Genomic DNA, 9,482 nt, shown 5'->3' with positions numbered 1-9,482 from the left:
AGTTCGCGCCGCCGCAGTTCTCGCAGCCCGCAGAGCCCGCGCCTTCGACTCCGGGCGAGCACCCGATGCCCCCTGCCCCGGCCACGCAGATCCCGGCCTCCCCGCAGGAGGCTTCGCAGGCTTTCCCGCCGCCGCCGCCCGCGCCCCGGCAGCCCGAACAGTGACGCTGGAACTCGAACTCCGCGACCTCGCGACCGAGATCGCCGAGGAAGCAGGGCAGCTCGCGCGACTTCGACGACAGGAAGGGGTGCGCCTGGCGGCGACCAAGTCGTCGTTGGCCGACATCGTCACGGACGCAGACCGAGAGGTCGAAGCGCTCATCCGTTCGCGTCTCCGCGCGGCGCGGGCGGACGACGGCTTTCTCGGCGAAGAGACGGGGGCCGAAGCGGGGAGCAGCGGGATCACGTGGATCGTCGACCCCATCGACGGCACCGTCAACTACGCGTACGGCATCCCGGCGTACAACGTGAGCATCGGCGCGGTCCGCGGGGAACCCGATCCCGAGACCTGGGAAGCGCTCGCCGGCGCCGTCAACGCCCCGGCGTTGGGAGAGACCTTCTCAGCGGCGCGAGGTCATGGCGCCTGGTCGAACGGCATTCGTCTCGCGGTGACGGACACGACCCCGGCCGGCGCTCTCCTCGCCACGGGCTTCGGCTACGACCCCGCCACCCACGAAGGCGACATCGCGACCGTGGCGCGGGTCATGCCGATGGCTCGCGATGTGCGACGTATGGGTGCGGCCGCACTCGACCTGGCCTTCGTCGCTGCGGGGCGACTGGACGGTTACTTCGAGCGGGGCCTTCGCCCCTGGGACTTCGCCGCCGGTGCGCTCCTCGTCGAGGAAGCCGGAGGCGTGGTGTCCCGAACGGATGTCGACTCCCCACGCCCGATGCTGGTGGCGGGGGGAGTCGATGTGCACGCCCGACTGCTCGCGATCCTCGCGGAGAATCCGTGAACGATTCATGGCATTCTCAGCCTGGTCACGGTAGGGTTTACCCGATCGTTACTTTCATCACCCGAAGGTGAAAGTCAAAGTTTGCGCCCCCCGAGCACGACGCACGACCGAGAGAAACGCTTTGCCCCTCGAGAACTCCCAGGCTGCCTCTGCGCCCACGCGCCGATCTAGCCGACTCCGCACTGCGGCCTCCGAGGCCCCCGCGGCGGGACCGACGGCACCCCTTTCTGCCGCTGATTCCACTGCCGTCGCCCTCGTTGCTGTCGCCCCCCTTTCCCGACGCGCCGCCCGTCAGCGGCCGGCACCCGACGAGGTGGTCACGGAAGCGCTGATCGAGCCTTTCGTCGCCACGAACTCGGAGCCGGTGATCGCCGATGTTCCCGCGGTTCCTGTCGCCTCGGAGCCGGTCGAGGCTCCTGCGGCTCCGGTCCGCGAAACCGGTGAGGCCGGGCGTGGACCGGCGGTCGAAGCCGACGCGTTCGAGCGCGCTTCCCGTGCCTTCCGCGCGACAGGTGCGGTTCCGACGGTTTCCACGGCTGAGCGCTCGTCGTCCGCAGCGAGTTCGGACGCTGAGCCTGTCGTCCCCTCGCATGTGGCCCCTCGTCGCCCCCGTAACCTCCGCAAGGTGGTCACGGTCGGAGCAACCGTAGGTGTGATGAGCCTCGCAGGGCTTCTCGCGGTGTCCATGACGCTCCCCGCGGAGGCGGTCGCCGGTGTGCGGGGCGGCTCGGCCGCATCCATGTCGTTGGTCTCCGCTGCTGCCGCCGACTCGAAGGACGAGGCCGAGGACGAGATCCAGGCTTTCGTCGCACCGTCCGGCGTCGAGAGCGTCCCGCTCTCCCGCTCCGATGACTTCAGCACGGTCTCGCTCGCCGAGGTCGCCGCCGAGCAGGGCATCAACTACTCGGGTGAGATCTTCACGAACGACCCCGACGCCGCCATCCAGTGGCCGTTCCTCGTCGGTGTCGGCATGAGCTACGGCTATGGGATGCGCAGCGGCCGCCTCCACGAGGGCATCGACTTCGTGCCGGGCAACGGTGCGCCGATCCAGGCCATCGCCGACGGCACTGTCCGCATCGCCACAGAGCAGGGCGGGGCCTTCGGGGTCACGGTCTACATCGACCACGTCATCGACGGCCAGGTCATCACGAGCCACTACTCGCACATGCAGTACGGCTCCCTCAACGTCAAGGCCGGCGACACCGTCAAGGTCGGAACGATCGTCGGCAAGACGGGTAACACGGGTCGTTCCTACGGCGCTCACCTGCACTTCGAGCTCATTGTCAACGGAACGACCATCGACCCGATGCCGTGGCTCAAGGCGAACGCCGGTCGATCGTCGCTGACCGCGGAGGAGTGACCGGCTCGATTTCATGAGGACGCCACAGTAATGGTATTCTCGTACGGTTGCCCCGCGAGGGGCAGCACGCCCCGATAGCTCAGTGGCAGAGCACTTCCATGGTAAGGAAGGGGTCGTCAGTTCAATCCTGACTCGGGGCTCGCAAGCATTCTTCTCACGCGGACGGATGCCTCGCGGCAGGGTAGCTCAGCTGGTTAGAGCGCACGACTCATAATCGTGAGGTCGCGGGTTCAAGCCCCGCTCCTGCTACAGAAAGTACCACCCAGGTGGACCCGATAGTGTCCCCGATCCACTGAATCTCGCGGAGCGAGGGTCACGCGGCCCGGCTGAGAATGAACGACCGAAACAGCGTCGTCGTCACTCCGAGCTCGGCAACGATCCGCCTCTCATCGCGGCACCAGCCATACAGGTCGGCCAGTTCGTCCGGACAGATCAAGTTCTGTGCGGCGAACTGGTCGGCCTGTTTTTCGTGCTTCGGGCGATCATCGGGGTGCAGCAACTCAGCGTGCCCGAGCTCATGGGAGAGCGTGAGCCGCAGGTCGCGTGCTCGAAGACGGTCACTGAGAAGAATCTCCCCGTACTCGCGAAAGTAGCGGCCGTTCGCCGTCCGGAGCCGGCGCACATACACGGGGATGCCGAGAGCGTCCGCGTGCTCGAAAGGATCGTAGGCGCGCCCCCTAGGGAGCGTCAGGCTCGTCGAAGCCAAGCTCAGGGTCCGTGTTGGCTGCGGATTCTCCTTCGAATGCATCCAACTCCTCCTCAGTCATCTCGGATGGCTTCTTCTTGCGGGCTTGATTAGCGATCGTAGGGATACCCTCGGACGCTAGCCGCTCCTCATGTTCGGTGTCCTTCATGATCTCGGCCATCACATCGACGGGATCAACCCCGATTGCGCGGGAGAGCATCACGAGGTCCGTAGCCGTGATCGGGGCGTTCGCCTTCAGCTTCTTCTGCAGCGTTGGAAGGGGGATTCCCGATCGCTCGGACAGTTCCTCTTGTGTGAGCCGCTTCCTCTTGTAGTAACCGGTGAGAACATCGGCTGCGACTCGGCTGATCAGTGGCTGCGAAGGGGACATGGATACCAGTTTAGATTCCGAATCCATCGAAACCGACTGAAAAACTTTCACTAACGGCTTGCAGCCATCGCTATCGGCATGTAGCCTATCGATATGGACAGGCAAGCAACCGGAATCGGTATCGCAAGAAGAGTCGACCTCGCTATCAGCGAGGCCGGCTTCGACCTGAACACTGTCGCACAAGCCGCCGACATCACCACTCCCGAACTGGAGGACCGCCTTTCTGGGCGCGTCGACTTCCAGCTCGATGAACTGGTGCGTGTCGGCGGCTTTTTGCGCACCCCTGCCACTCGATTCATGGAGGAGGCCGCGTGAGCGCGGAAAGCAAGACTGACAGCAGAAAGCCCATCGGGCTGACCGTCGATGATGCCGCCGCAGAGGTTGGCCTGTCGAGAGACTCCATCACCAAGGCGATCAAGAACAACCAGCTGCCCGCCAAGTACTTCGGCAGCAAGCCCCTCGTGAAGTTCACGGAGCTCATGCGCTGGTTCGACAGCCTGCCGGACGAGAAACCAGGGCGTGTTGCATGAGCGCCCTGGTCGTGAACGAAGTAGCCCCAGCAGTGCTGCAACACGCTGGGGCTGGGACTGATGGAGATCAGTACGCCCAGGGTACCGCAGTGACTGATGTTGCGCTTCTTGACTCGCTCCCGAAGGCGAACCAGGAGATCGTCGTCACCCAGTCCCTTGAGCAGGCGAATCAGTGGATTGACCGTGCCAACCTCGGACAGTCCACCGTGTACGAGATCAAGGACTTCAACGCATTCGTTGCCACGGTGACCGAAGCCGCCCGCCAGAAAGAGCTGAGCGGCGAGATCGTACTCAAGGCGCAGAAGACACAGCGTCGCGCAGAAGACGCGCTTGGCCGCGCGGTACGTCGGGGGCAAGAAGCCGGTGAGATCCGCACGAATGGTCAGCGTGCCACGGTGGCGAATCAGTATGGGCGATCTGCTGCTGCTGACGTGGAGAGTAGCAGCAGATCACCCAAGGAGTTCCTTCCCAGCTCGAAGGAGGCGGCTGACATCTATGCCATGGCAGATGCCGACCCCGAGCACGTCACGCAAGCTCTCGACGAGGCGGAGGAGGAGGGCAACCTCTCGCGGTCGAACGTCGTCCGCAAGATCAAGAACTTGCCGACGTTCTCGGAGGCGCAGGCGGAGAAGTGGCAGACGATCGCGGACCTCGCGAACGATCGCCTGACTTCTGCCCAGATCGCGAAGAAGGTCGGCATGTCGGAGAAGGGCATGCGTAAGGGCGCAGCTCAGCGCGGCATCACCTTTCCCGCCGATGAGGTTCTGGGGAAGACGAAGAGGATCAACGGCCTGGACGTGCTGGAGCGCATTGTCGCCAGTATCGAGGCCGACGAAAGCGTTCTTGGGCTCGTGGAGTTTGAGAGCATCACGCCGGAGCAGGCGGCCGAGTTGCTGCAACGACTCACCTCCCCCCTCCGTGCGATCAATCGAATGAAGAACCGACTGAAGGAGATCAGTGGTGAGTAACGCAACGGCAACCGTGACGCCCATCGACGCGGCCAAGAAGATCAAGCGTCAGGCGCAGCTCCGGACGATCCGCCTGGCCGACATCCGAATTTCGCCGGCAGCACAGCGTGACGTGAACGCGGCGCGCGTGAACAAGATCGTCGATTCGCTCGACATGGAGCGTCTCGGCACCCTCACGGCCTCAAGGAGAGACGGGTTCTACTGGCTCATCGACGGCCAGCACCGCTACACGGCCCTCAAGGAGTTCTTCGGGGAAGGGTTCGAGGAGTGGGAGGTCACCGCATGGACGTACTTCGACCTCACCGAAGACCAGGAGGCCGAGAAGTTCCTCCAGCACAACGAAGTCCTCGCGGTCTCCGCGTACGACCGCTTCAAGGTCGGCGTCACGGCAGGCCGCCCCATCGAGACCGACGTTGATCGCATCGTCCGCTCGCTCGACCTCAAGGTCGCTCGAGCTCAGTCGCACGGCGCCATCTCCGCAGTTACCGCGCTGACGTCCGCCTACAAGAAGCACGGTCCCCGCGGGCTCGTCGGCACCCTCTACGTGATTCGCGAAGCCTTCGGTGACCGCGGGTTCGAGTCCGTGATCATCACGGGCCTGGCTCTGTTCCGTGGCCGCTACGACGGGCGGATCGAAGAGGAGCGCCTGATCAAGAAGCTCAACGCGACTAGCGGCGGCGTGAAGGGTGTCCTCAACCGGGCTGCACTCATCCGCGAGAAGACCGGACAGCCCATCCCGACCTGTGTCGCCGCCGCCGTCACCGACATCTACAACGCCGGCCTCCGCGGCACGAACTCGCTCGGATCGTGGTGGAAGGACGCGGCGTGATTGACACCATTCCTCTCTGGTTCGCGATCGGTGGCGCCGTGTTCGCGACGTACTGCTACCTCGTTCTGGAGTTCCGCGCGTCGGCCCGGTATTGGGCTGAGCGTGACGCAACCGATCCGGTCGTGGTTACTGGTTCTGGTGTCCGTCGAGACTCCCGTCCGTACGCATGTAAGAGCGCAGGAGGTGTGCGATGAAGAAACGTCCCGAAATCGGAACGCGAGTGATGCGTACGTACGGACGCAAGGAGTACGTGGACTACGGAGAGCTCGGAACCGTGACCGCGCACGGTGACGGCAAGTCTTTCTCGATGACACTCGATGCGGATCAGCCCTTCGCCCGGTGGATGTGGGGATCGAAGGCCAAGCGCACCGATCACGGCGGACTGGTTCACGACCGGCTCGGCCCGTCAGAGGTGGAACCTCTGGCATCCGTCTATCGCGAGAACGCCCGCCGTTTTCGCAGCGTCGCTAGGGCGTGGGATGAGCACGCACGCGTGGTCGAGGAGAGTGCATCTTGAGTCAGTTCGCTTCCACCCTGTACCCGCAGACCAACCCGACGAACCCGATCCTGCTTGCCTATCGCGAGTATTTCGAGGACCGCATGCTTCCTCTTGGCCGCGTAGCCACCATGTTCCTCAAGATGGCGGATCTCGGCTAGTCCACTTTGGCAAGCAGGCGCACTGCACTTGGCGGCGCCGAACCGGCTGATCCCCGTTACAGGTTCCGGCTCTACTCCCCGTCGCTGGGGGTAGCGCTACTCGGCGTACCCGGAAACGGGCCGCTTTCAACTGAACAGAACTCGCAGGAGTAACCCCTCGCTGATCCCTCGGGATATCGGAGGTCGCCTTGGGTACGCGCCCCGGCTACGAGAACTGCGAGCGGAACGTCACCGAATACCGCACCCCACCATCGTGGGGTCAACCACGGCGGCGTGAACCCCTGCAAGCGACCCTTTGGTGCGGCTGGCTGGGCGTCGTGCTGGAGCGGGCGACGTAGGGCTTAGGGGTCGAAGGAAAGGAAACGCCAATAGGCGTACAAGATTCGACAGTTCGCCGCCATGCAACACGGGCGGAACCAGCCGCGAAGGGTCAAGCGGATGGCACGGGTTGGTCACCGTGAACCAGAGCCACAGGGTTAGTGGCTGCGCAGAGCCGTAAGGGGTTGTCCGGGTTCGAATCCCGGCTGCGCGCTGGAGGTAGAGACATGACAATCACCACACGAATCACGGTGGCTCAGGAAGCGCAGGAGTATATCGACCAGGGCGCCGGCGCAATAACTGCCGCGGTTCCCGATCGCGTTCTCGTCTACCTGGCGCGGCGCTACGTCGAAGGCTTGGAGCGAACCGCCCGCCGCGAAAGAGTGCGCAAGGTCGAGCGGGAGGTTGCCGTCGCCGTCCGACGCACGCCAGCCGAGGTTGAGGAAGACATTGCCAGGAAGGCCCGACGCAAGGCGTGGGAGGCAGTTCTTGGTAAGTCATTCTCTCTTGGCGATGGCCACGAAACTACGTGGGGCGTGGCGACGAAGGCTCAGCACCTCGCTAGGGCAAACGCCCAGCGAAAGCGAGCGAAGGCATCGGAGGATGATGCCCGTCTGCACGAACTGGCACTGGAAGACCTGGTGCGTTATGGGGTGGGCAGCCTTGCCGAACTGTGAGTGCGGCGAGCCGGTCTACATCAAGAAGCGGGGCGAATGCCGATCCTGCTACATGCAGCGATGGCGCTCCGAGAACCCAGACCGCCTAGCGGCATACGCGTCAAAGCCGTTGAACCCCGAGCAAGCCGAACGGAAGCGCGCGAAGGCGCAAGCGCGGTATCGCGCTATCGCAGATCAGCGTCTCGACCAGCGGCCTATCGAGGTTGTCATCCTAGAGAAGACGGAGAGCGCGTTCGTTGTGCGAGAGCGTCACCTGCTGAAGCGGCGTGAGTGGAACGCCAAGAATGTAGATGCGCGACGTGAGTATCGACGCACCGCCGTGGATTCCACGAAGGCAGAGCGGAACCGCAGGGCCGCCGATCAGCGCGAGCTCGAGACTGGCCGCCGAAGCCATCTCTCGTCGCGGATGTCAGGCCCAGAACGGCTCGAGCGCCAACGTCGCTGGCGCGATGAGAACCGCGCCTACATCAACGCTCAGCAGCGCGAATACCGATCGCGGTAGCAACGGCTCGTGCGTGCGCTCACAGATCGGCGCACGGGCACTCGGGGGATAGGTTCTGAGTGGTCATGCGGGCTGGAATCCGTGTGCGACTCCCGAGAGACCCCCTTGGGGCTGGTGCATCACACACCAGCCCCTTTCTCTTCCCAACTACCAACGCGCATGAAAGGACGTTTGCTCGTGCGATTCAAGAATTTGAACATTGATGAGTTCAAGGTCAACGTTTATGGCGGCGCCTCGGATGTCGCCCTGGCCAAGCTCTACGCCGTGAGTGAGAAGACGGTTGCGCGTTGGCGCCAAAGCATCGGTCTCCCGTCGATGTACTGGGCGTCGCAGCGACACTCGTGCGGGACGGTGGCGTCGTACCAACGCGGATGCCGATGCGACGCCTGTACGGAGGCCAACAGGGAGAGGCACCGCGACACGGTCGCCAAGATGCGCGAGAAGGGTCTCTCGCCGGGTGATCCTCGCCACGGCACTCTTGGGGCATATCGCAATTGGGCCTGCCGGTGCGACGCCTGTCGTGCGGTAGGCGCGGAAAGCAACCACGAGAAATACGTGGAGATGTTCGGTGAGCCTGATCCCAACTTCTTCTGGACGGAGGAAGAAGACGCCCGTCTGGCTGAACTTCGTCCTGCTGAGGCTGCGCGCGTCTTGGACCGGACGCTCTCCGCCGTCTATCAGCGACGCCATCGACTGGGGCTCTCGTCCCGATGAGCGATGTCCGCGAAGTAACCGAATGGCACGAGGCGATGGAAGGCACGCTCACCGTCGCTGGTGAACGACTCGGCGACGAGATGGATGACCTGATCGAAGCATCCGGCATTCCCAAGCTCGCATTCCGCGTGGTCATCCTCGCCGATCGCTTCCTCCGTTGGATCACTCGATCAGCGGACTAGTTCTTCCCACCCCTGGGGGCGTGGGAACGGTGACAGCCCTGGGGAACTGCCACCACCAAACCGGCATGTGGGATGCCGGACCAGTGCAGGGCCGGGCGATCTGGGGATCAGCCCGGCCCTCACCCAATCGCTTTGAAACGAAGGAGTTCGACATGGCAGAGAAGAACGTCACCATCTGGACCTGCGACCGGTGCGGTGCGCCCAAAGAGACCGAACAGGGGGACCAGCCAACGTTGTGGTCCGGCCTCATGATCATCCACCCCGTCAATGCAAGCCCCGACGCAGAGCGGACGGTCCGCCATCAGCTTTGCGGTGAGTGCACCTCCGATCTCGGCTTCTTCCTCAACCCACCCGAAGCCGCACCCGCCGATGCGTGACCGCAGACCAAATCCATCTGTCAGAGACACGTGTAAGTCGTGCCTCGGCTGGGGATTCCACACGGTCCGTAAAGGGACCGACTACCAAGACGAAATCGAATGCCTGAGCTGTCACGGCAGCGGAAGGCAGACCACCAAACACGAGATTCGGAGACAGGGCAATGACTGATCGCAGGACAAAGCGTCGCTACGCGCATGAGCTGTACCCGCATGAAGAAGGAACCATCCGACCGCTAGAGGTCGAAGTGCCGTACCTCTACGCGCGAGCTCTAGGCCTCGAGGTCGGCGGCACGTCATGGTTCACGGTCGAGCCGCGTTCGATCGCGGGCGACCGCGT

The 9,482-nt window shown here is 63.9% G+C and carries 14 protein-coding genes and 2 tRNA genes; 14 read left to right on the top strand and 2 right to left on the bottom strand.

The genetic code is table 11. The features are described 5' to 3' along the window. Nucleotides 1-160: 160 nt before the first annotated feature. The 4 genes from DSP71_RS15320 (at nt 161) to DSP71_RS15305 (ending at nt 2,564) form a co-directional block, all read left to right on the top strand. A complete protein-coding gene (locus tag DSP71_RS15320) occupies nt 161-955 on the top strand; it encodes an inositol monophosphatase family protein (RefSeq protein WP_058633247.1) in 795 nt (264 codons plus the stop codon). 655 nt (nt 956-1,610) lie between these two features. Beyond that, nucleotides 1,611-2,315: a M23 family metallopeptidase gene (locus DSP71_RS24065; RefSeq protein ID WP_258546484.1), complete on the top strand. Its 705-nt coding sequence runs from the start codon at nt 1,611-1,613 to the stop codon at nt 2,313-2,315. A gap of 68 nt (nt 2,316-2,383) precedes the next feature. Next, a tRNA-Thr gene (locus DSP71_RS15310) sits at nt 2,384-2,455 on the top strand. Nucleotides 2,456-2,490: 35 nt separating this feature from the next. Beyond that, nucleotides 2,491-2,564, top strand: a tRNA-Met gene (locus DSP71_RS15305). Nucleotides 2,565-2,628: 64 nt separating this feature from the next. On the opposite strand, the gene DSP71_RS15300 is transcribed toward DSP71_RS15305, so the two are convergent. Next, a complete protein-coding gene (locus DSP71_RS15300) occupies nt 2,629-3,063 on the bottom strand; it encodes an ImmA/IrrE family metallo-endopeptidase (RefSeq protein WP_113681516.1) in 435 nt (144 codons plus the stop codon). Continuing rightward, nucleotides 2,993-3,391 (bottom strand): helix-turn-helix transcriptional regulator, encoded by a 399-nt coding sequence (locus DSP71_RS15295; protein WP_113681515.1) that lies wholly within the window; start codon nt 3,389-3,391, stop codon nt 2,993-2,995. Before DSP71_RS15295 ends, DSP71_RS15300 begins: the two co-directional genes overlap by 71 nt. A 93-nt stretch (nt 3,392-3,484) precedes the next feature. On the opposite strand from DSP71_RS15295, the gene DSP71_RS15290 reads away from it, so the two are divergent. From DSP71_RS15290 to DSP71_RS15250, 10 genes are all read left to right on the top strand, one after another. Further along, a complete protein-coding gene (locus tag DSP71_RS15290; protein WP_113681514.1) occupies nt 3,485-3,706 on the top strand; it encodes a hypothetical protein in 222 nt (73 codons plus the stop codon). Next, nucleotides 3,703-3,921 (top strand): excisionase family DNA-binding protein, encoded by a 219-nt coding sequence (locus DSP71_RS15285; protein ID WP_179516196.1) that lies wholly within the window; start codon nt 3,703-3,705, stop codon nt 3,919-3,921. The genes DSP71_RS15290 and DSP71_RS15285 overlap by 4 nt, the downstream gene beginning before the upstream one ends. Nucleotides 3,922-4,010: 89 nt before the next feature. Further along, a complete protein-coding gene (locus DSP71_RS15280) occupies nt 4,011-4,889 on the top strand; it encodes a hypothetical protein (RefSeq protein WP_113681512.1) in 879 nt (292 codons plus the stop codon). Then, the gene (locus tag DSP71_RS15275; RefSeq protein WP_147251336.1) at nt 4,882-5,718 is read left to right on the top strand and encodes a DUF6551 family protein; all 837 of its coding nucleotides are present in this window, start codon (nt 4,882-4,884) and stop codon (nt 5,716-5,718) included. Before DSP71_RS15280 ends, DSP71_RS15275 begins: the two co-directional genes overlap by 8 nt. Nucleotides 5,719-5,908: 190 nt before the next feature. After that, nucleotides 5,909-6,235 carry a hypothetical protein gene (locus tag DSP71_RS15270; protein ID WP_113681510.1) on the top strand — a complete coding sequence of 109 codons (327 nt, stop codon included), beginning with the start codon at nt 5,909-5,911 and terminating at the stop codon, nt 6,233-6,235. Beyond that, nucleotides 6,232-6,375 carry a hypothetical protein gene (locus DSP71_RS22415; RefSeq protein WP_179516194.1) on the top strand — a complete coding sequence of 48 codons (144 nt, stop codon included), beginning with the start codon at nt 6,232-6,234 and terminating at the stop codon, nt 6,373-6,375. Before DSP71_RS15270 ends, DSP71_RS22415 begins: the two co-directional genes overlap by 4 nt. A gap of 545 nt (nt 6,376-6,920) precedes the next feature. Continuing rightward, on the top strand, nt 6,921-7,370 hold the full coding sequence (locus tag DSP71_RS15265; RefSeq protein ID WP_113681509.1) for a hypothetical protein: 450 nt from the start codon (nt 6,921-6,923) through the stop codon (nt 7,368-7,370). A gap of 679 nt (nt 7,371-8,049) precedes the next feature. Beyond that, the gene (locus DSP71_RS15255) at nt 8,050-8,586 is read left to right on the top strand and encodes a hypothetical protein (protein WP_113681507.1); all 537 of its coding nucleotides are present in this window, start codon (nt 8,050-8,052) and stop codon (nt 8,584-8,586) included. Beyond that, the gene (locus DSP71_RS21725) at nt 8,583-8,768 is read left to right on the top strand and encodes a hypothetical protein (protein WP_147251335.1); all 186 of its coding nucleotides are present in this window, start codon (nt 8,583-8,585) and stop codon (nt 8,766-8,768) included. The genes DSP71_RS15255 and DSP71_RS21725 overlap by 4 nt, the downstream gene beginning before the upstream one ends. Nucleotides 8,769-8,920: 152 nt before the next feature. Then, nucleotides 8,921-9,145, top strand: a complete 225-nt coding sequence (locus tag DSP71_RS15250) for a hypothetical protein (RefSeq protein WP_113681506.1) — start codon at nt 8,921-8,923, stop codon at nt 9,143-9,145. The last annotated feature ends 337 nt before the right edge of the window (nt 9,146-9,482 follow it).

This window comes from Microbacterium sp. H6 (assembly GCF_003314775.1).
Classification (GTDB): Bacteria; Actinomycetota; Actinomycetes; order Actinomycetales; family Microbacteriaceae; genus Microbacterium; species Microbacterium oxydans.
The sequence above is the reverse complement of the archived record's forward strand: the minus strand, read 5'-3'. Positions and strand labels throughout refer to the sequence as shown.

Excerpts from the sequence above, each read along its gene's own strand:
- DSP71_RS21725 (WP_147251335.1), top strand. The coding sequence starts at position 8,583 with ATGAGCGATGTCCGCGAAGTAACCGAATGGCACGAGGCGATGGAAGGC.
- DSP71_RS15265 (WP_113681509.1), top strand. The coding sequence starts at position 6,921 with ATGACAATCACCACACGAATCACGGTGGCTCAGGAAGCGCAGGAGTAT.
- DSP71_RS15290 (WP_113681514.1), top strand. The coding sequence starts at position 3,485 with ATGGACAGGCAAGCAACCGGAATCGGTATCGCAAGAAGAGTCGACCTC.
- DSP71_RS15295 (WP_113681515.1), bottom strand. The coding sequence starts at position 3,391 with ATGTCCCCTTCGCAGCCACTGATCAGCCGAGTCGCAGCCGATGTTCTC.
- DSP71_RS15300 (WP_113681516.1), bottom strand. The coding sequence starts at position 3,063 with ATGCATTCGAAGGAGAATCCGCAGCCAACACGGACCCTGAGCTTGGCT.
- DSP71_RS15270 (WP_113681510.1), top strand. The coding sequence starts at position 5,909 with ATGAAGAAACGTCCCGAAATCGGAACGCGAGTGATGCGTACGTACGGA.
- DSP71_RS24065 (WP_258546484.1), top strand. The coding sequence starts at position 1,611 with ATGAGCCTCGCAGGGCTTCTCGCGGTGTCCATGACGCTCCCCGCGGAG.
- DSP71_RS15250 (WP_113681506.1), top strand. The coding sequence starts at position 8,921 with ATGGCAGAGAAGAACGTCACCATCTGGACCTGCGACCGGTGCGGTGCG.